The organism is Burkholderia sp. Leaf177, from assembly GCF_001424345.1.
Taxonomy (GTDB): domain Bacteria; phylum Pseudomonadota; class Gammaproteobacteria; order Burkholderiales; family Burkholderiaceae; genus Caballeronia.
This window is the reverse complement of sequence record NZ_LMPF01000022.1, coordinates 302,007-322,198: the sequence shown is the minus strand read 5'-3', so window position 1 is coordinate 322,198 and position 20,192 is coordinate 302,007. Positions and strand designations below refer to the sequence as shown.

The following is a 20,192-nucleotide window of genomic DNA, read 5'->3' as shown; positions in this document are numbered from 1 at the left end:
TCAGTTACTTTGTTAGTACGGCCCGCTTTAAGTCGACAATTCCGTCGTCGTAAACAGTAAAGCCTTGCAAATTTTTACGTGTCCCGAACAACTGCACTTCGTCAAATAATGGGATTGTGTTGGGCGCTTCCTTCCACAAAATCTCCTGAATGTCTCCGTAGTAACCCAACCGCTTGTCGTAGTTCATTTCTGTGGCGGCCGCCTCCAATAAGTGATCCACCCTTGGATTGCTGTAGCCGGTCAGGTTTGATGGATCTCCCGTCGAGAGCTTGCGTCGCAAGCGGATGTCAGCCACGTTTATTCCAGTCCCTAGCAGCCACATGTTGGCGTCATTAGTTCCCTTGCCCGTACCCTTTCCAGTCTCAGGTCGGTACAACGTTTTTTGGTAAGACGCCCACTCCCAAACTCGAAATTCGGTCTTTAGGCCGACCGCATTTAGGTATCCCTGCACTACCTCAGCGACCTGCCGATCTTTCGTGTAACGCCCTGAAGGCGTCCAGATTACGACCGTTCCAGGGAAGCCTTTTGGATAGACATCGCGTATTAATTTACGCGCAGCCTCAGGATCAAATGCCTCAGGTGAAAAGACTCTGCGGCCCTGAGTGCCTTCAGGAAACGGACCTGTGGGGACCTTCCCGTAGCCCATTAGTACCTTACTAACAATGGCTTGCCTGTCGATTGCGAGATTCACTGCACGTCGAATCCGGACGTCGTCGAATGGCGGCTTTGTGACATTTAGTTCAAAAAAAACTTGATACGAACTGGGCACTTGAGTTAGCGAAACTTTGCCGTCAATTTTTATTTGGGATGCCGACTCTGGCGACAAATCGCCGGCCATGTCAGCATTTTCCGTTTTGATTTCGATAACGCGTGCCCAATCCTCCGGTACTGGGCGAAAGATCAGTTCGTCAGCGCTAGCAGGTTGGCCAAAGTAAGTTGGGTTGCGCCTGATATTCGTCCGATCGTTAGGTATCCAGCTTTCGAATTCGTATGGCCCCGTTCCAACTGGGTGATGCCCATAAGCTCGGCCATACTTTTGGATCGCAGTCGGACTACTCATCGCCGCCCAACTTTGTGCGAGAGTCTCAAGTAACACCGGCGAGGGACGCTTTGTCTTAATCTCAAGGACAAATTCCGAAGGTGCCGTTACTGATTCAATATCGGCAAAGTAGGAGCGATTAGGGGACCCCAGCTTTGGATTGCGAATACGATCGAGGTTAAACTTTACCGCTGCCGCGTTGAATATGGTGCCGTCTTGAAATTTTACATTCGTGCGCAAGTTAAAAAGCCAACTTTTACCATCGGCTGACGTAGACCATGATTCAGCCAGATCTGGCACAATCTTTTTCAGTTGCGGGCCGTCCCACATCACCAGTTGGTTAAACAAATGCGCGATCACTATTTGCGAGGTCGTGCTACGTGTTATCGCAGGGTCGAGCGTGTCAATATCGGTGCCCTGCACGTATGTCAGCGCAGTATCTGCATGTGCCAGTGTTATGTCGAGAGCAGCAGTCGTAATGCTCAGGACCATCGCTAGCATCAGTTTTATGCTTCGGTGCTTCATGCGCTGCTGCTCCCTAGATATGTAAGGCAAACCCTTCGATTCGCTCATCAACTGCCTTCATTGCTGCTCGATCGAGTCTGATGAGGTCAATGACCATACCGCGACTTTGGATCTACATAGTCCCGTAAAGCGTCGCCGGCCAAGTTAAAACTAAGGATGACAATGAATAAGGCTCCACCTGGTGCGATTAAGACATATGGGTGGATCACTAAAAGTGGGCGCGACGCGGCGATCATCGCTCCCCACTCCGGAATTGGAGGAGGTGGACCCAGGCCAAGAAAACTTAGACCCGATCCAATCAAGATCGCTTCCGCTAGAGAAACAGTCGCTTGCACAATAATCAGCGAGCCAACGTTGGGAAGAATATGGGTAACCAGCATTTTAAAGTCGCCCATCCCAATCGTTTTTGATGCCAGCACAAACTCCCGTTCCTTTAATGCCTTAATCGGTCCCGCGAAAAAACGTACGTAGATTGGAATTGTGGAAATTGCGATTGCCAGCGTGAGACTGGAGATACTGTTACCCGCCACCGTTACCACAACTATCGCCACCAAAGTGCGGGGAAACGCGATCAAGAAATCCATAAGCCGCATGATGGCCGCCGGGGCTACACCGGAGTAATAACCGCACGCTGCGCCTAATGAAATCCCAACTACCATCGCAATAACAACGCTGCCAAACGCAACGGCGAGCGTAATGCGAGCGCCCCACAGCACACGCCCTAACAGGTCTCTTCCTAGTTCATCCGTTCCGAGCCAGTAGGTGGCTCCTGGTGGTATTAACGATTTTTCCAAACTTACTCGCGTCACCGCATTCCAATCAAAAAGCCACGGCGCAGCTACAGCCGCACCCACGATCAGCGTGATGATCAACAAGGCCGATAACGCGACCCATCGGCGTCTGATTACGAGGAAGCGTATAAACCCGCGACGCGGAGAGCGAGAGGCCGACACGACTGCCTCAGGCGTATGCGATGCGAGGGTCGATGATTCCATATGCAAGATCCACTAGAAGATTGATGAGCACAACTGATGTCGCAAAAACGAGGATTGTTCCTTGGACCACATATATGTCTCGCGCGATGATCGCAGCCAGCATGTATCTCCCGAGTCCAGGCCAAGCAAAGACGGTTTCCACTATCACCGCACCGCCCAACAACCGCCCAAAATCCATACCGAAAATTGTGATGAGTGGAATGGCTGCATTCACCAGGGCATGCTTAATAACGACGCGATACCGCGGAACCCCTTTGGCATAGGCGGTCCGGATGAAGTCTTCGTCTAGGACGTCCATCATGGTGGAACGAGTTAAACGAGCGAAAGTCGCGACATAGGGCAAACCAAGGGTGATCGCTGGCATTATCAAGTGAAGGGGCCCGCCTCTACCATCTGGAGGAAGCCAGCCCAGCGTCGCTGCAAATATCAAGATCAGCAGCAAGCCTAGAAAAAATCCTGGCATGGAAATTCCTAATACAGCTAACGTTGTTAGAAGATTGTCTAGGGCGCTATGCGGCCTAAGCGCCGCTGCTATACCAAGAGGTACCCCGACAATGACTGCCAGGAACATTCCTGCAGTTGTTAATTCAAGAGTTGCGGGAAGGGTTCGCGCGATGCCCTCGCTCACAGGGGTGTAGGTCTGAAACGATTCGCCAAAATCGCCTCGAGAAACCTTGCTGAGATAGACCACGTACTGTGTAACCAACGGGCGATTTAGGCCGTAGTTCTCTCGAATTTGCTGTACATCTGCCTCGGTGGCATCCGGACCTGCCGCTAACCTAGCGGGATCACCGGGGATGAAATGCATCACCATGAACACGGCAACAGATATCGCCAGGAGCATGGGCGGCAGCAGCAACAGGCGTCGGATAGCATAGTTCAGCACGGCGGCTCTCTAATCTTTTGAAGTAGTTTGGCTCGTCCCCATGATGTGGCGGGCCGATGACAATGAAGGCAACGGTGAAGATCATTCCGCTCCGATATTCCAAACGCAAACCCATACAGTGTTGGACGCACATAACAAAATGTTATGCTGAAACTTTTAATCCTCCTTTTCTTTGGTGGCAGCCATGCAACTGAACCCGCGGCAACTCGAAGCGTTTCGCAAGGTCATGGTGACCGGCAGCATGACGATTGCAGCGGAGATGTTGAAGATCAGCCAGCCTGCGGTGAGCCGTTTGATTAAGGATTTTGAGCAGACCTTGCAGGTGCGCTTGTTTCGCCGAGAAGGCAATCGCCTGATACCGGGCGCGGAAGCGCGGCGTCTATTCAGCGAAGTTGATCGCTTTTACCAAGGAATTGAACGCGTTGAGCGCGTGGCGCAGGACTTGAAAACACTTCGTGCAGGTACCTTGCGCATCGGCTCGATGACTACGCTGGGCCTTAGTGTGTTGACCGAAGGCGTCCGCCGCTTTTCCCACGACCGGCCGGGCGTCACTACGTCGCTGGACATGCGGAATTCACTGAGCATTCTGGAGCTGACCGCAGCCAATCAATTTGACATCGGTTTTGTCCATATCATGGGCAACGAATACCCAGGTGTCGATATTATCCCGTTCACCGCTGTCGAGGCCGTCTGTATGCTTCCGAGCACTCATCCGCTTGCTCGCAAAAAAGTGATCAAGATTTCCGACCTGCAGGGCCAGCCCCTGATTTCCCTAAGCCCCAACAACCCTTTGCGCATGCGCCTGGAAATGGCGATGGACGGGGCAGGCGTTACGTGCGAACGCCCGGTAGAAACCACCCTTGCGCCCTCAGCTTGCAGCATGGCCGCCGGCGGTCTGGGCCTAACAGTAATCGACCTGTTTTCGGCCACCTACGCTAAATACCCCGGCGCGGTATTTCGTCGGCTTGAGCCTCCCATCCCGTTCGAGGTTTCTATGGTACTTCCAGCACACCAGCCGCGATCTAGGATCGTGACAGACTTCATGCACGTCATGCGGGAACTCATCAAACAAGAGTTCATTCCGCAAATCGACGGCAAAATTCGCTCCCGTAAAAGTACTACCGTCGCAACCAGCTGATTTACCATATCGTCTCTGCGCGCCTATCCATTCTTATTGCAACAGTCCGTGCGAGTGCGGGTCGCGCTGTTGAACCAAGATTTGTTGAACTCGCTCTACAAGAATTTTCACGGATTGGACAGCGACGTGTTACGTGGCCCTAGCAGAACGCATCCCAGCATTTTTTACAGCTTCCAACGACAGCATGGACGATGATCGCCTCCATTAAGCATGTTCGCGCTGGGCTTCGCTGTGTTCTCTTACGCAGCGTGGAGGACGTCGTGCAGTGATGTGCCCGGTCGACTGCACGAACGGCCTTGAAACAAGCTATCGCCTGATCCTAGCCGCCAATGACTTTACCGGGTGCGTACGCTTAATCAACAGCCGAAGCGCAAAGGCGCTTACGTCTCATCCAATAACTGAATTGAGCGAGGCACCGGGGCTGCGCTTCAACGGTATCTCGTGCATAATGTCGGCGCTCCAGTTCAGCAATGTAGGAATCGACGAATTGGTTCAGTGGCCCATTTAACAACCAGTCTCGCCGGCCAGACGGTTCAGGCATGCTCCAGAAAACGGTCTCCGCAGGAGGGGTTTGCGGAACACCATCGGATCACGATTTATTATGCGGAGTTGAGCCCTTCGGCGCCGCTACGCAAAACGTTTAGGCCGGTAAAGGAACTGGGAGACGAAACGCGCGCTGCACAATACGGAAGTGCACATGACGCCGGTTATGCGAAGTTCTCCATAACCGGCGGAATTTGCTCTTCGCAGGCTCAGTTCGCGCCGGTCGGCGCCAAGTTGCAGTGATGAGTCTCATCCGGTCTGTGAAGCTTAATGGACACGATCTTTGTGCCTATCTGAAGACTTCCTGACGCGGCTCCCTACGCAGCCCGCCAGTCGGCTCGATGAGCTGTTACCGCACCTCTGGCAGCCTCAGCTTCAACAGTAGGCTGACATCGGCTCCCGAACCCTTAGATTGCCGAGCGCTTACGGCCCAAAAAGCGCCGGTTGCTTCAGTACATCGTTCCCATCGGAAAGACCTGTATATGCATGACGGGATACATGGTCACGCTTATCGGCCACGTTGCGGAGTCAATCATAAGGGCGTTTCTGTCGACCCGATTTGCGAAGAAAACTCAAGAGGTCGATTGCCGTTTTATCTTTTCGACATTTTGAGCAAGCAACTCGGCCGTCGCGGCGGAAAGTGTCCAACCAAGGTGCCCGTGTCCGGTATTGTAGAAAACGCCTGGACGCTTACCGCGTCCGACGCGCGGTAACATGCTCGGCAGCATCGGGCGCAGGCCTGCCCACGGAATAACGCGACCCGTTGAGACTTCCGGGAACAAACGACGCGTCCACCCGACCAGCGGCGCTATACGGTCGGCGCGTATGTCACGATTGATGCCGTTGATCTCGGCCGTGCCCGCCACGCGGAAGCGATCGACTCCAAGCCGGCTAGTAACAATCTTAGCCTTGTCGTCAAGGAGACTCACCCAGGGCGCAGCACGTTGGCTCTTCTCGTCGTCAAGACAAACGGTGATCGAATACCCCTTCACCGGATAGACGTTAACATGGTCACCCAGCATAGCGGCGAACGCTCGACTGCCCACGCCTGCACACACAACAATTTGCTCGAACGTGTCTTCGGCCGGCTCACCACCGTTTAACGCTTCGATGCAAAAACGTCCGTCGCTGTCTTGTTTGATCGACGTTATAGAAGTGTCATACCGGAACTCGACGCCGCGACGCGCGCATGCGTCGGCCAGACCGCGCGTGAACTTGTGGATGTCGCCCGTTGAATCCGAAGGAGTGAAAAAGCCGCCATGGAAGTCGCCGTGCAAGGCCGGCTCGATAGTGCCTATTTCATTTGCGCCAACCGCATGCCGGTCGAGTCCGCCCTCACGCAGCAACTCATTGACCTTCGCCGCAGCGTCGAAATCGTTCCGATTTTTATAAATATGCAGGATGCCGCGCCTCTCAAGATCAAATTGGATACTTTCACAACTGGCGATCGAATACAGATGCTCACGCGCCGCGAGCGCAAGGCGCACGGTCTCAATGGTGTTGGCACGATAATTCGGGATTTGGCGAAGAAATTCGCCCATCCATGAATACTTGTGCCACGAGGGCGACGGGTTAAGCAGCAGCGGCGCATCGCGCGTAAACATCCAACGCAGGCCTTTCATTACTGTCGCCGTATGGTTCCAGACCTCGGCATTGCTTACTGAAAGCTGTCCGCCGTTTGCGAACGATGTTTCCATGGCGGCATAGCGATGCCGTTCAAAAACAATGACTTCAAACCCGCGGTTCGCGAGCGAATAAGCGCTGGTGACGCCAGTAATCCCGGCGCCGATGATGGCAATTCGTGGCATACGAGGTGGTCCAGATGAGTTGAGCATCGCTGGTCGCAACTGAACGCGTTCGTTACGCGTTGCGGCTTCCGGCGGCGATGCCCCATCTGTTCCTGTACCTGAGAGTTTCGCCCGCCCATCTCAGGATCGAGGCTCCCCTTCGGTGGACGCACGCAGCGCCACTCTCCAGATGTTCCTGCAGCAACAGTCCTTTTGCCTGAGAGTTTCCGGGGCGGTTGCTCCGTCGGCGCCGTTCTGTCGAACGATCTCTCCCGTGCTGCATATTTGGAACGTTGTAACAGTACATGACAACTAAACCTTCAACAAGAGGTTATTTTAGTTAACTCTCTTCAGTATGTTATGCACAGATTTAAGTTTAGGAAGAAGTTCAGACTGTGGACGGGCGTCCTACATCGGTAATAACCCATTCATACGCCGATGGTCCGGAGGTGATGTTCCTTTGGCTTTCCTGCGGATGACTAAAGTGTTCCTCAGACTGTTTTAGCTGTGATGATCGCTAACACCCCATTTCGGTTTTGCTACAGGCATTATCTGCGTACCTTGCGAGACGAAGTCCTTCGTCGGTCATCTGCTGAAGCCCCTTGGGGCCATCTGCGTTGACATTTTCCTTCTCCCCTCTTTTTCCGCTTCGAAACATCTCGCAAGCGGCAGGCGGTTATAGGATCCTCGGTCCGCGCGGTTTCGGCAGAATCGGCATGTATCCGCGGTCAGTCCGCTATAACGAAGCGTCAGTGCGGCAAGCTAAAGTCCCACGGAAATTGCGCTACCATTGGGCAAACCCGCTGTACGGGCGCCCGAATACCTCACTTCGCGGGCACTCTGAAACATGCTTGCGGTGCTGGACGCACCCGCTCGGCCACTCAAACCGCAAAACCGCACGGCCCACACCGAAAAGGCTTTCGCGAGTGGGAACACTGGACAGTACGCATCAAGCTTCGTGCAGTCCCTGCCTTATAGAGCCCCAAGGTAGTTCAGGCTGCGCCGTGTCACCAACCGCTGCTCCAGTCTTGAGGCATTAGCTCGGAAATATCAGCAAGACGGCGCGCTGCCTCTTGTGCGACTCAGCCCAAAGCTTTCTTAATCCGAAACCGAGCTTACTATGGCAACGGGCCGAGATCGATCATACGGAAGCGTCCCACTGCTTCAGCCAGTTTAAACGATTGCTCTTTAAGAAAATCTGCAGCGGCCGACGATTCTTCGACCAGCGCTGCGTTCTGCTGAGTGACTTCATCAAGTTGCGTCACGGCTTGATTGACTTGTCCAATGCCGGTGCTTTGCTCGCTCGTCGCTATCGAAATTTCCTCGATAATATTGCTAACCCTGTGTACGCTATCGACGATTTCGCGCATCGCGGCGCCAGCCGTGGATACAAGTTGTGTACCTGAGCCGACTTTGCTTACTGAGTCGGAGATCAATTGGTTGATTTCTTTTGCGGCTTGCGCGCTGCGTTGCGCCAGTGTCCGAACCTCGCCAGCCACCACCGCGAAACCTCTGCCCTGCTCGCCGGCGCGCGCCGCTTCCACCGCCGCGTTCAAGGCGAGGATATTAGTTTGGAAGGCAATGCCGTCGATCACGCTAATAATGTCAGCGATCTTCCCTGACGAATCCGAGATAGCTTCCATTGTTGCAACGACTTCATCAACAACAATGCCACCCCGTAAGGCTACCTGAGATGCCACGTTGGCCAATTGGTTAGCATGGTTCGCTGAATCGGCCGTCTGCCGCACCGTACCATGCAATTCTTCCATTAAGGCCGCCGTTTGCTGAAGCGATGACGCAGCGTGTTCGGTGCGTGCCGACAAATCTTGGTTGCCTTGGGAGATTTCAGTCGCAGCATTTTTTACGGATTCGCTGCTATTGCGGATGTCGATCAGCACCGATGTCATTTTGTCGACAAACAGATTAAACGAACTAGCGATAGCCGAGACCTCGTCATTGCCCCTCGTTGGCAAGCGTTTAGTAAGGTCTCCACTGCCAGAGCCGATTTCCTGCATTGCATCGCGGACGTGGGACAAGCGCCTAAATGGCGGCGCTGTGAGGGCGCCTAAAAGTAAGCTAGCTGCTAGAGCAACGACTAACAGGGTGATGACGTTCGCAATTGCCGTTGCGCGCATTCCAGCTGTTGCTTCCGATTCATCAAGTGCGATGATCAAGTTCCAGTCAGTGCCTTTGATTTTTTCTGCATGCAACAACTTCGTTGCACCATTAATTATGACTGCCATGGGCTTCGACGTGTCAGCAAGCCCATTCAGCGTCTCAGCGGTCAAGTTCGGAACTATGTATGTGGCAGCCTTTAAAGCAAGTTTAGCATCGGGATGCGCAATGATGATGCCACTGCTGTCGGTGATGAAAGCGAAGCTGTTTGGGGTCGGATGGATACCCCTTATGTCGGCGCTTACCGTATCAAGTGGTACATTTGCACAAAGTACGCCTTCGAATATGCCATTTAGAGTCACTGGCTTAGCGAACGTCACGACGAGCTTATCTAGCGTTAATGCCATATAGGGCTTAGTCACGGTCAACTTTCCAGCTTCTACCGCCATTTTAAACCAAGGGCGCATAGTCGGATCAAAACCTGGCCCCGGTCGTGGTTCTCCGGCATTAGCAATGTAACGTTTATCTGGATAGCCTACATACGCCGCGGAAAATCCGCCGCCTGTCTTAAGTTGGGTGAGAGCTATCGTTGCATCGCCATTCAATTGCTCGGGTGCAATTGTAGCAACCATTCTGGACTTTCCGTCAATCCAGTCGCTGATAGCAAGGGAGTGGCCAGCTGATATTGCATTAAGATTTTCGTCGATGCTTTTATGATTATAGGTGCGTGCTATCACCCAGTTCACAGCACTAGTAATAGCCAGTGATGCGACCAAGATAGCTGTGCAAGTAATAAGAATCCGGATACGTATGGACAAAACCATATAAGACCTTTTAATTTTTAAGGTAAATAATGTAAAAGCAACTTTGCCATATGGTTTCGCTGCACCGCGAATTAAAAAATGCCCCCGGATTTTCCGAAATAGAACAGAAAGCCCCGGGGATACAGAGCGGTACAAAACAGGTGTTTCCGTTCAATACAGATCCGCAACTTACAACGACTTCAATTTCAACCTAAAAGCTATACGGTAGGGTGACTAGTTGGCGCAAAACCGACAGAGCTGTCGGTCAGCTGCAAGCCTAGCGGGAACCAGAAACCGAAGGAAACGGCAACCGGATCCTAAGCCGCCTAACAATCGAAACTACCAGCTTAGGTCAATTCTTTACTCGCAAGCGCACTTATTCGACCCGCCGAAATTAGCTCTCCCATAAGCGACAATACGCGAAGCCATTTTTCTCCGACACAGGCCCGTACAGTGTTTTTAGCGATACTTCATCGGTAATCTTTGAAACGTAATCTATAACTTCCTGAGCCTGCTGATCCCCCGCTAAAAAGGGAATAGCGTGGTTTTGTTGATTAATGAGACACGGGAAGAACCCAAATGATTTCATCACCTTCCCGTCGAAATCAAACGATGCGACCAAGGTCATGCGGGCGTCCGGGTGAAACGGAAGCAAGGGGTAGCCATCGCGCGGATATATCGCGTACTCACCCATCTCTTTACGCAGATAGCCGGTCATTTCAATGCCAAAAGTGTCAAAGACAAAATGGCCCAACCCATAATAGATCGGCTTGCCCATGTAGATCTCTACGCCGCGCAGGAAGTGGTGATGGTGTCCTAAGACAATATCTGCGCCGGCCTCTACAGAAGCGTGGGCCAACACACGCTCGTATTCAGTCAAATAGACTGGTCTAAATTGTCCCCAATGGTGGCTGACAACGACGACATCTACCTTCGTGCGCAGATCCATGATCAACGATTTGAGCAGTTCGACATCTTCTGGATACGGGATAGTGCGAACTTCAGGAGGTACGCCGGGATCCTGATGGTTAAGGGAAGCAACAAACGAATGCACTCGCATAGCGGCCAAGCCAGGGACCGACGCACGAGCCTCATAGCCCGTAGGGTACACAGAAGCGAAAGCAAGGAAGCCAACCTTCACTCCGTCCCTTTCCACAATCGTCGGCGTTCTTGCCTCCGCCAAGTTGGCACCAACCCCAACTGTCTTAATCCCCTGCGAGTGCAGAAGCTCCAAAGTATCCGCCAGCCCTTCGTACCCGGCATCAAGAATATGGTTGTTCGCGAGCCCCATAACATTAAAACCGGCCTCGGCTAGGCCCATTCCGTTAGCTTTTGCAGAGTAAACTCGGAGCCCGGCACTCGGTGCAAAATGCGGACAATCAGTGAAAGCTCCCTCGCAGTTGCCGAACACCAGATCGAATCTTTCCAACAAATCCTTTGACCCAAAAAATGCGTCTCGGGGATTTTCTCGGTTAATCAAGACATCGCCCACAGCGGCGAAATTCCAGTCAGCCATTTCCGTCTCCGTCAAGTGTGAGTCGTATTGCTATTGTTCCCAATTGCAAAACGGATCGTCAGCGGTGTTCCCGATCTCTGAGGTTGACCTCGGGAGATGGTGATTAAAGCTAACGTTAACGCATTGCTAAACGCGATCGTGGTTTTACATAGCATCACGTGTGGCGCTTTCTTGCCAAGATGACTTGACCCGCACGTTTAACGACTCGATTTGTTCGACTGTACGGGCGCGAACACCTCGTCATAGCAGTACTCTCGTGGTAGAAGCACGCATCTGCCCGCCACGTAGGATTCGAGCGCTATTGTGCGACTTTCTCCAGATCAATATCACCGTGAGCTTGGACTATCGACACATCTTTTTTGCGTCCCCTGCTCGAGTAAAACTCGGCGCGGCGCCGGGGAAAGGCAAAGAAATGGCTCTTTTATAAATCATGTTCACTGGTTACATGAAAATATGCAGCCAGTAACGTTGCGGGCTACAACATTGCATGCGATCACAACCCCTTCGCTGCCGTCCTGAGCACGATTAAACATAAATTGACCCTTCCAAGAACTTCATCGCCTGACCGGTAATACGAACTCTCTCGGGGAAAACAAAGACGGCGGCGCCGGCCTCGCTGAGTCACCCGATGATGTATCGTCGAGACGCTCTATTCGTGCCTTGGGCACCATTCAGGCGTCGACTCAAATATCCTACTCAACATGGGAGTCTGAGTTCTTTTGCCAATTTTCCAAACCGCACAACTGTGACGCCAGGGCGTAGTTGTCGAAGCGACGGCATGACAAGCACGCATTGATCGTAGGGGGTGCGCACCGGTTCGCCGTTTGACCAACCGATGATTGTGCCGGCCTTTTCAAAGAGCTCCAACCCTGTGTACGCATCGGCAAAGCGAAAGTCATAGCTGTTAGCTACAACCGGTTCCGTGACGCGTACGACTCGCATCACTGGTTCCAACGGTCTTGTCCATTCGCTCGGGAGGTCTACCGTATCAACTACACCCGTCGATACTAGAAATCGCGCAGTTACATCTTTTGCGACAACCACGGCTTCCGCAGCCCAATGCTGTCCACATTCTATGAGCAACGCATTTTTCGGACTGTCGGGATTTCCGAATCCCTCATAGTCGCGCAGTCGGCGTCCTTCGGGATGACCATGGTCGCAGATGACGGTAGCTGGCACGCCAACCTGACACGACAACTCTTCGCCCTTCTCGAGAGGTCCCGCTACGATCAATGGCGAACTAGCCTCGTGCATTGAATGAAGGTCGAGTAATAAATCGACGGTATCGATGAGCGGGCGCATGTCGCGAGCACGACAGAGTTCGCTCGATATATTGGCCGCGTCGTCAAGAATACTCGACGTCCAAACGCGATTAAAATCCTGATCAACGAAACGAGCCGCGTCGGGTGACGATGGGTCGAAGCTTTTATAGGCAGCAACATTGGCGAACGCAAGCGTCAACCGACCGCGTCGCGGACGCAATTTGCCGCGCAAGAGAGCGTCAATGACGATCGCACCGCACACTTCGTTTCCATGTGTAAGCGAATTTATCATCACGTGAGGCCCAGCGACGCCTGACTCGAATGTATGTACGAAAGGAATGCCGGTGTTTGAATGCTCGTGCCTACCGATACTGGGAAACGCCACTTCAATGGGATAGATTTCAACGCTCATCGTTATAAGCCTCGGCAATTTTCGATCAGTAAGGGTCGACTAGGCGCCAGCCGTTTCAATCATCAAGTCCTTTGACCATCTGGATCTCAGGCCCTCATAGGCTCATTTTGATTATCAGATGCGACAAGCAACCCGCCCGCGCCCGGTTGCAGCTTTACATCATTTCAGGGCGCTTCGTTGCCGAGCCATCACTAAAGCGTGAAAGACGGTAGTCAGATATGTCAGTGAACGGCTGCCGATTAGTCACCATTTCGGCGATTAGCTGCCCCGCTCCTGGACCGGTCGCGAAGCCATGTCCGCTAAAACCGGAGGCGATCACAAGTCCCGGCAATTGATCAACTGTAGAGATCACCGGAAAGAGGTCTGGAGTAGTGTCAATCAATCCCGCCCACATCTGTACCACCCGGACCTGTGACAGGACCGGATAAGCAGAAATAACTCTACGCAAAGCGATCGCTGCCCACTCGTGATCAGGACTAGGATTCAGTACACGTTGTTTTTCGAACGGCGAGATATCGTCCAATGACCACGTACCGGCTGCTTCAGGACCGTTAAAAAAACTCTTTCCAATACGGATTTTTAATTTCTTTGCTACCTTGCTACGATAGACTTCATAGAATTTGGCCGCGTAACCAAGACCTTGCGGCGTCAATTCCATTCGGCCGTGACCGGGAACCGCTAAGGTATAGGCCCCGTCAATGCGTCGACGCATTGCGAAATTGCCAGCACTTAGACAACCATTTGTAACTTCGGGCGCCACCGAAGTGCGCATAGCAGAGCCGACAATGTTCGCTGATGGCAGCGCAATGCCATATTGACGGCACAGCCGCGAGCTCCAAGCCCCTCCAGCGCAAATAACCGTGGATGAGCGGACAAGTCCGCGCTCTGTTACAACTCCGGATATACGGCCTGCACTAATGTCAAACCCTCGCACCGCACAGGTCTGGTAAATATTCGCACCGAACTTTTTCGCTCCTTCGGCGATAGCAGGAGCTGCCATTGAAGGCTCAGCGCGACCATCGTCAGGGGACCACACGCCAGCCTTAAAATTTGGATGTTGCACACCACTGATCTCTCGAATCTCGGACGCTGAAAGCATGTGGCTAACGAAACCTTGTTGACGTGCAGCCCTACCCCACTCCTCCCATTTCTCGATCTCGGTCGGATTGTCGCTTCCGTATAAGATGCCAGTTCGTCTAAACCCGAGATCAAATCCGATTTCGTCGCTGAGTTCGCCCCATCGACGCAAGCTCCGCATGGCCAAGGGTAACTCAAGCAAATCACGGTTCTGTTGCCGAACGAAACCCCAATTACGTGAGGACTGCTCGGCACCTATGTATCCTTTTTCGAAGAGCGCCACGGACACTCCGAACCGGGCAAGCTCGTAAGCCGCTGCTACGCCAACAATGCCTCCGCCTATGATCGCAACGTCTACGTTGTCCGGAAAGCCATCGCTGTCCGCAACCTCATTCACTCTCAACATAAATTCCGCCTGGATTTCTTTCAAACTGCACAATCGACGTCTTGTCTCATACCAAAATGACCTTCTAACGTGGCCTGAACCAAGCTGACCGATGCGAAGCTCACTGCTGGAGTAAAGCTGGTTATTCACCACATCGATGGTGAAGTCTCGTTGGACTGTCAAATTCACCACTAGTTGCGGGGGGTCACGCTGGGTCAACTGCCGATCTCAGGTGTGAAATACGCATCGAGACTCCAGGCCGTTGCTCAGGAACAGTGCGACGCTTCGAGGCGCCAATAGTTGATGAAGCTGATGAAAATCTTTCAAGTCGATTTGCATGCGTATCCTCTACCAAGGGCAAACCCTCATCAAATGTCCGATGCGCCGAGTGCCTCAATCGCCTGCGTGTTGCAACAAAGCATATATTGTTTAATCAACAAAGCGGAGTGTCAAGCAATATATTGAACGCTATAGGTCTGCCATCTTCGACCGGTGCGACCTCTCTACCAATCAAATGATCATCGCCGACCTCATAAGATTGCTTGCAGCGGCAAAGCTGTGCAGAGCGAGGAGGCGCTTCACATTTATACATAGCGATGAGCAAAAGAGGTACTTAGTTGATTTGAAAGATCACTTTCGCGTGTTGCTTTCTGTCGATAACGGCATATGTGTCATCGTATATCCCAATTGAAATCATGTGAGGATGTAGTGCTTGTACGAACCTCGTTTCGTGAGCACGCGGCAGTTGATGTTGCATGGCGGATGCATCTACCAGAATTTTATACGGCGCCTCCCGCCGCATCGCCTACTCGGGAGAAACTGAAGAGGAAAACGATGCCTACATCGCCTTGACACAATATTCACTATAGTGAATACTCGTTCCACACTTCACACACTTATTGAGATGCCATGGGTTACAGAGTTGGTGTAGACATAGGGGGTTCGTTCACAGACTTCGCAGTGCTGGACGAAACTGACAGCAGCATCCGAACCCTCAAGGTGTTATCACGTCCCGATCAACCTGGCGCGGAGGTTCTAAAGGGCCTTGGCGTCCTCTCGGCGAGGGATGGCATTAGCCCGACTGACATAAGCTATTTCACGCATGGAACGACGGTAGGTATTAACACTGTAATCCAACGTAAGGGTGCAAAGCTGGCACTCTTTTGTACCGAGGATTTTGAAGACGTTCTGGAACTTGCCCGACTAAAAATTCCGCGTTTTCATGACCTTTATTCTCGTCGTCCCGCACCACTGATCTCACGAGACAGAGTGTTTCCCGTCAGGGAAAGAACTGATGCAACAGGTGAGGTACTGACGGAAGTAAATCACGAGACAGTCGTGCGCGCGCTTGAATCGGCAAACTTGCACGGTTGCGAAGGCATCGTTATCTCCTTCTTACACTCCTATCGCAATAGCAAGAACGAGGAGCGAGCTAAAGAAATTCTGAATTCGCTCGCTCCAAATTTACCGGTTTTTTGCTCTAGCGAAATATGGCCCATTATCAGGGAATACGAACGAACTGTTACTGCGGTCATTAGTGGCTATGTACAGCCGAAAGTAGCGCACTACTTGACATCGTTTGAGAATGCGTTGCTTGAGCTTGGGGTCCCCGTACCTCCGCGCATTACCAAGAGCAACGGGGGCGTCATGGGCGCAGCGCAAGCCAAGCAGGAATGCGTACAGATGATTTTGTCGGGAACAGCGTCTGGCGTAATAGGCGCTGGGTTTCTGGCGAAAACGATGGGGCTACCCAAAATTTTAAGTTTCGACGTTGGCGGAACGAGCGCGGACGTTGCTGTCATTGTTGACGGGAAAGCCGAATATGGTACGGGCGAAATCATTGGTGAATTTCAAATATTCATTCCTTCGGTTTCGGTCACCTCTATCGGTCAAGGTGGGGGATCCATCGCTTGGGTTGATGAATTGGGCGTACTCAACGTTGGTCCCGAAAGCGCTGGATCGTCTCCTGGACCCGCGTGCTTTGGCAAAGGGGGAGACCGGGCGACCGTCACTGATGCATTTGCGGTAAGTCGACTTATTGGTCATAGCGAGCTCGGCTACAGTGCGATTAACGTTGATGTTTCCAAAGCGGACGCTGCGGTAAACTCACTTGCCAGCCAACTCGGATTGAGTCTGCAAGAGACCGCGGAGAGCATCATCCGCATTGCAGTTTCGGGTATGTTTGCGGACACGAGCGGCCTCGTATCGCGATTCGGTATTGATCCGCGAGAGTTCTACCTGCTCGCATTCGGCGGTGCTGGGCCAATGATGGCGTGCTTTTTGGCTCGCGAACTGAACGTCCGTGGCGTCGTCGTGCCCCCTACGCCTGGTGTATTAAGTGCGCTAGGTGGGTTGATTGCTGATCTCAAAAACGACTTTATTCAAACCATCTACCGTGACCTAGACGTCGGCATTGCGCAGGACCTAAAAGACTCATTTAATCGGTTGCACGAGCGCGCGCAAAGTTGGTTGGTAGACGATCAGGGCTTCAAAGGCGAGCAGACGGTGACTTGCTCAGCTGATCTTCGTTACCGTGGCCAATCGTTTGAAGTTGAAACACCCCTTGAAGTTGAATGGCTCTTGAGCGGCGACACTCAAAGCATCGTGTCAGCGTTCCACGCCCAACATGAAAAACTTTTTGGTCACTGCGATAGCAATGCAATTGTACAAATCATCAACTTACGATTAGTGATTGCCGGTGCGACCCAGAAGCCCGTGATGGCAAAGATCGAACGCAGTCTTTTGCCGCCTGCTCCGCAGTCGACCGTCGAAGCCTACATCGATGGCAAGAACCTATCGATGCCGCTTTATCGAAGAGCAACCCTGCTGGCTGGTCAACAGTTTTCTGGGCCGGCTATTGTCGCCCAAGATGACTGTACAACTTGTATTCTGCCCGGGATGACAGCGAACGTCGATGACTTCGGCAATCTCATTATTTCGACCCTCCAAGACTAAGCTCGGGATTACGGATCATGACAATCGATCGTCGCAACCTGCACGTACTAGCCAACTATTGCACTGCTGCTGCGGATGCCATGGCGTTCACCCTAATGCGTACAGCACATTCCACTTTCATCAAGGAAACGGAGGACTTCTCGTGCACGATTTTGACTTCCACGGGTATGGCTTTCGCCAATCCAAGAAGTTTTGGTGCACCTTGGTATAGCGGCATAGACTATGCGCCGATCATTGACATGATCGATGATTATGAAGATGGTGACATTTGTATCACCAACGATTCGTACAGCGGCCATGTTGCGACCCACTCGCCCGACATCCACATTTGGAAGCCGGTGTTCGTTGAAGGTGAGTTGGTATGCTTCGTAGGTGGTCACATTCACAATACGGATATGGGTGGTGCTGTTCCCGCATCATTGTCTCGTGCTTTGACGGAGGCAGTTCAGGAGGGAATCCGCGTTCCTCCGTTGAAAATCTTTAAAGCTGGCCAACTCAATGAAGATGTAGCGAGCATCTTGCGCCTTAACGTTCGAGCCCCCGACCAGAACTGGGGGGACTTCACGGCACAAATTGCTTCGGTGAATATCGGCGAACGAAAAATCAAGGAAATCATTGAGCGGTTCGGAGTAAAAGATTTTAAAGATGGCGCTCTAGCTATTCTCGATTACGCCGAGCAGCAAGCCCGCAACATCGTGCGGGAGATCCCAGACGGTGAGTACTTCTTCGCGGATTATGCCGATGAGGACGCTGACGGCGGGTTTCCTTGCCGTATTGCCCTTACCGTAAAAGTCAAGGGAGATGAGTTGATACTTGACTATACCGGAAGCGATCCGCAGCTCGCATCTTCTTTGAACATGCCGACAGGCGGACGTGAACGCCATCCGCTTGCGTTAGTGGGACTCACCTATGTCCTTTACACCCTCGACCCGAGACTGTGGCTGAATGCTGGCACGCTGCGCGTTGCTCGCGCGATCCTCCCGCCTGGGACAGTCGTAAACTGCGAAGCGCCCGCAGCCGTCGGCATGCGTTCGATGACCTGCATAATCACGCAGATCGCAACGTTCGGCGCGTTTTCCCTCGCGTTGCCAGGCAAGATGCCTGTGACGACGCCAGGTGGTACAGCAATGATGAATGTGAAAACTACCGATCGCAACGACAGGCCGGTTATGGCGTCGATCGGACCTGTAGGCGGGGGCGGCGGTGCGACGCCGAGCTCGGATGGAATCGAAGGCTGCGGCGGAGCCTCGGCTTTTTTAAAGAATACGCCCATTGAGATCAACGAAGCCGAGGTACCGATCCATTTCTTGCGGTATGGGCTTCAGCCTGATACAGGCGGCGCAGGCCAGTATCGGGGTGGATCCGCCATAGTAATGGAGTTCCGGATATCCACGCCCAACACTGTAGTAACAGCCCGCAACCGTAACCGCTCGTTGTTCGCGTCATGGGGCGTGTTAGGCGGCCTTTCGGGAACAGTATCTACGTTTCAAAAAAATCCGGACACTCCACATAGTTTAGAGCTGGGTAACATCGATGTAGTCGCCTGTGACCCTGGTGATGTGATCCGCGTGATTGGCCCCGGAGCCGGCGGCTACGGCAACCCATTGTTACGTGATCCCGCACGTGTGCTTGAAGATGTTCGGTCTGGATTTGTATCTGAGGCAAAAGCACACGAATTATATGGCGTTGTGATTGCTGAAGGCTCGGTCGATGAAGTTCGGACCGACGCAGCGCGCGCTCGTCGCCATATAGTCCAGCAATCGAAACATTTTGACCATGGCGAAACCCGTCACGCTTTTGAGCAAGTGTGGTCCGCCGAACGCTACGATCTGCTTACTTCATTCCTCGCGAGTGCACCAGTCCTTTGGCGGCATTTCTTGAAGCGCCAGGTTTTCCAAGCCGTATCAAATGGCGAGCATGCCACATCAACGCTCGAGGCGCAGATGCAAGGGATCTTCGCCAGTTTAGCCGAACGGTTTCCGGCGCTTGTCCTACAGGAGACCAAAAGCGCCCTTCCCGTTTGACAGTTGCGCACACCGAAAACCCGCCCTTCAGGCTTTTACGCCTGCAGCGGCGGCATTTTATTAGTTAGCTTAAATGTGTACGACAGGACGCTTGGTGTTCATGATCCAAAGAATACGTGCGGTCCTATCGCTTCCGTTTCGAAGGCTATGGGGCAGCGTACTACTGAACTGAAAACTATCGCCTGTAAAGAGCTCCGCACTTTGATCAGCTATCTGCAGCAAGACGTTTCCCTCAAGTACCAATCCTGCCTTTTCCCCGCTGCCGATGAGCACTTCTTCAGAGCCGACGCCAGCGGGAAGGAGAACAATCATAAATTGCAGATCGTGATCTCGACGTGGCGAAAGGAGCTCCTTGACGATTCCGTTTGGGCCAACCTGAAAGACTGGTCTGTCGTTGACGCGCCGAATCGCAGCTTCGACGTCGTCGAACCCGTTCTCAAGTGCGCTCTGTCTTTCAGGTACGCTGTCTTCAAGAAACGAGGTCAGTGGAACATCAAGCGCTTGCCTTAATCGTTCAAGCATTTTTATGGACGGATTAGCAAGGCCCCGCTCAATTTGGCTAACCATGCCCGTTGAGACGCCCGCCTTCAACGACAGCTCATTGATAGACAATTTGCGCAACATGCGAATCGCACGAAGTCGCTGGCCAACTTGACCCTCATTTACGGAATTTTCTTTGACAGCGACTACTTGCTTCTTGGGCATGATAAATGAACGTTAACAATTGACG

Annotated in this window: 12 protein-coding genes, 1 pseudogene and 2 riboswitches; of the genes and pseudogenes, 4 read left to right on the top strand and 9 right to left on the bottom strand. The window is 52.6% G+C overall.

Going from position 1 to position 20,192, the window contains the following annotated elements:
- Positions 1–4: 4 nt before the first annotated feature.
- The 3 genes from ASG35_RS20245 to ASG35_RS20235 form a co-directional block, all read right to left on the bottom strand.
- Entirely contained in the window at positions 5–1,612 is a 1,608-nt protein-coding gene (locus ASG35_RS20245) for an ABC transporter substrate-binding protein (protein WP_235527636.1), read from the bottom strand.
- Positions 1,613–1,650: 38 nt separating this feature from the next.
- Positions 1,651–2,439, bottom strand: a complete 789-nt coding sequence (locus ASG35_RS20240) for an ABC transporter permease (protein WP_235527634.1) — start codon at positions 2,437–2,439, stop codon at positions 1,651–1,653.
- Between the two features lie 85 nt (positions 2,440–2,524).
- Complete coding sequence (locus ASG35_RS20235) at positions 2,525–3,445, bottom strand: ABC transporter permease (protein ID WP_056361647.1); 921 nt, start codon at positions 3,443–3,445, stop codon at positions 2,525–2,527.
- 184 nt (positions 3,446–3,629) lie between these two features.
- On the opposite strand from ASG35_RS20235, the gene ASG35_RS20230 reads away from it, so the two are divergent.
- On the top strand, positions 3,630–4,583 hold the full coding sequence (locus ASG35_RS20230; RefSeq protein WP_056361644.1) for a LysR substrate-binding domain-containing protein: 954 nt from the start codon (positions 3,630–3,632) through the stop codon (positions 4,581–4,583).
- Between the two features lie 728 nt (positions 4,584–5,311).
- Positions 5,312–5,511, top strand: a pseudogene (locus ASG35_RS32240) (transposase domain-containing protein); the annotation flags it as partial.
- A gap of 187 nt (positions 5,512–5,698) precedes the next feature.
- Here the strand turns inward: ASG35_RS32240 and ASG35_RS20225 are convergent.
- From ASG35_RS20225 to ASG35_RS20205, 5 genes are all read right to left on the bottom strand, one after another.
- Positions 5,699–6,934, bottom strand: a complete 1,236-nt coding sequence (locus ASG35_RS20225) for a D-amino acid dehydrogenase (RefSeq protein ID WP_056361641.1) — start codon at positions 6,932–6,934, stop codon at positions 5,699–5,701.
- Positions 6,935–7,017: 83 nt separating this feature from the next.
- Positions 7,018–7,106: riboswitch (glycine riboswitch) on the bottom strand.
- 2 nt (positions 7,107–7,108) lie between these two features.
- Positions 7,109–7,198: riboswitch (glycine riboswitch) on the bottom strand.
- Positions 7,199–8,031: 833 nt separating this feature from the next.
- A complete protein-coding gene (locus ASG35_RS20220) occupies positions 8,032–9,852 on the bottom strand; it encodes a methyl-accepting chemotaxis protein (RefSeq protein WP_056361638.1) in 1,821 nt (606 codons plus the stop codon).
- 373 nt (positions 9,853–10,225) lie between these two features.
- Positions 10,226–11,347 (bottom strand): CapA family protein, encoded by a 1,122-nt coding sequence (locus ASG35_RS20215; RefSeq protein WP_156393284.1) that lies wholly within the window; start codon positions 11,345–11,347, stop codon positions 10,226–10,228.
- Between the two features lie 696 nt (positions 11,348–12,043).
- Positions 12,044–13,021, bottom strand: coding sequence for a M14 family metallopeptidase (locus ASG35_RS20210; protein WP_056361630.1), 978 nt, complete (start codon positions 13,019–13,021; stop codon positions 12,044–12,046).
- 154 nt (positions 13,022–13,175) lie between these two features.
- Positions 13,176–14,504 carry an NAD(P)/FAD-dependent oxidoreductase gene (locus ASG35_RS20205; protein ID WP_056362155.1) on the bottom strand — a complete coding sequence of 443 codons (1,329 nt, stop codon included), beginning with the start codon at positions 14,502–14,504 and terminating at the stop codon, positions 13,176–13,178.
- A gap of 888 nt (positions 14,505–15,392) precedes the next feature.
- On the opposite strand from ASG35_RS20205, the gene ASG35_RS20195 reads away from it, so the two are divergent.
- Positions 15,393–17,438, top strand: coding sequence for a hydantoinase/oxoprolinase family protein (locus tag ASG35_RS20195; protein WP_056361625.1), 2,046 nt, complete (start codon positions 15,393–15,395; stop codon positions 17,436–17,438).
- Between the two features lie 17 nt (positions 17,439–17,455).
- Positions 17,456–19,462 carry a hydantoinase B/oxoprolinase family protein gene (locus ASG35_RS20190; RefSeq protein WP_056361622.1) on the top strand — a complete coding sequence of 669 codons (2,007 nt, stop codon included), beginning with the start codon at positions 17,456–17,458 and terminating at the stop codon, positions 19,460–19,462.
- A gap of 69 nt (positions 19,463–19,531) precedes the next feature.
- Here the strand turns inward: ASG35_RS20190 and ASG35_RS30940 are convergent, their stop codons facing one another.
- On the bottom strand, positions 19,532–20,167 hold the full coding sequence (locus ASG35_RS30940; protein ID WP_082508497.1) for a helix-turn-helix domain-containing protein: 636 nt from the start codon (positions 20,165–20,167) through the stop codon (positions 19,532–19,534).
- Positions 20,168–20,192 lie beyond the last annotated feature (25 nt).

What these genes read in the sequence shown, in the direction of transcription:
- ASG35_RS20245 (WP_235527636.1), bottom strand. Translation starts at nt 1,612, where the DNA reads ATGAGCGAATCGAAGGGTTTGCCTTACATATCTAGGGAGCAGCAGCGC.
- ASG35_RS20230 (WP_056361644.1), top strand. Translation starts at nt 3,630, where the DNA reads ATGCAACTGAACCCGCGGCAACTCGAAGCGTTTCGCAAGGTCATGGTG.
- ASG35_RS20225 (WP_056361641.1), bottom strand. Translation starts at nt 6,934, where the DNA reads ATGCCACGAATTGCCATCATCGGCGCCGGGATTACTGGCGTCACCAGC.
- ASG35_RS20220 (WP_056361638.1), bottom strand. Translation starts at nt 9,852, where the DNA reads ATGGTTTTGTCCATACGTATCCGGATTCTTATTACTTGCACAGCTATC.
- ASG35_RS20215 (WP_156393284.1), bottom strand. Translation starts at nt 11,347, where the DNA reads ATGGCTGACTGGAATTTCGCCGCTGTGGGCGATGTCTTGATTAACCGA.
- ASG35_RS20210 (WP_056361630.1), bottom strand. Translation starts at nt 13,021, where the DNA reads ATGAGCGTTGAAATCTATCCCATTGAAGTGGCGTTTCCCAGTATCGGT.
- ASG35_RS20205 (WP_056362155.1), bottom strand. Translation starts at nt 14,504, where the DNA reads ATGTTGAGAGTGAATGAGGTTGCGGACAGCGATGGCTTTCCGGACAAC.
- ASG35_RS20195 (WP_056361625.1), top strand. Translation starts at nt 15,393, where the DNA reads ATGGGTTACAGAGTTGGTGTAGACATAGGGGGTTCGTTCACAGACTTC.
- ASG35_RS20190 (WP_056361622.1), top strand. Translation starts at nt 17,456, where the DNA reads ATGACAATCGATCGTCGCAACCTGCACGTACTAGCCAACTATTGCACT.
- ASG35_RS30940 (WP_082508497.1), bottom strand. Translation starts at nt 20,167, where the DNA reads ATGCCCAAGAAGCAAGTAGTCGCTGTCAAAGAAAATTCCGTAAATGAG.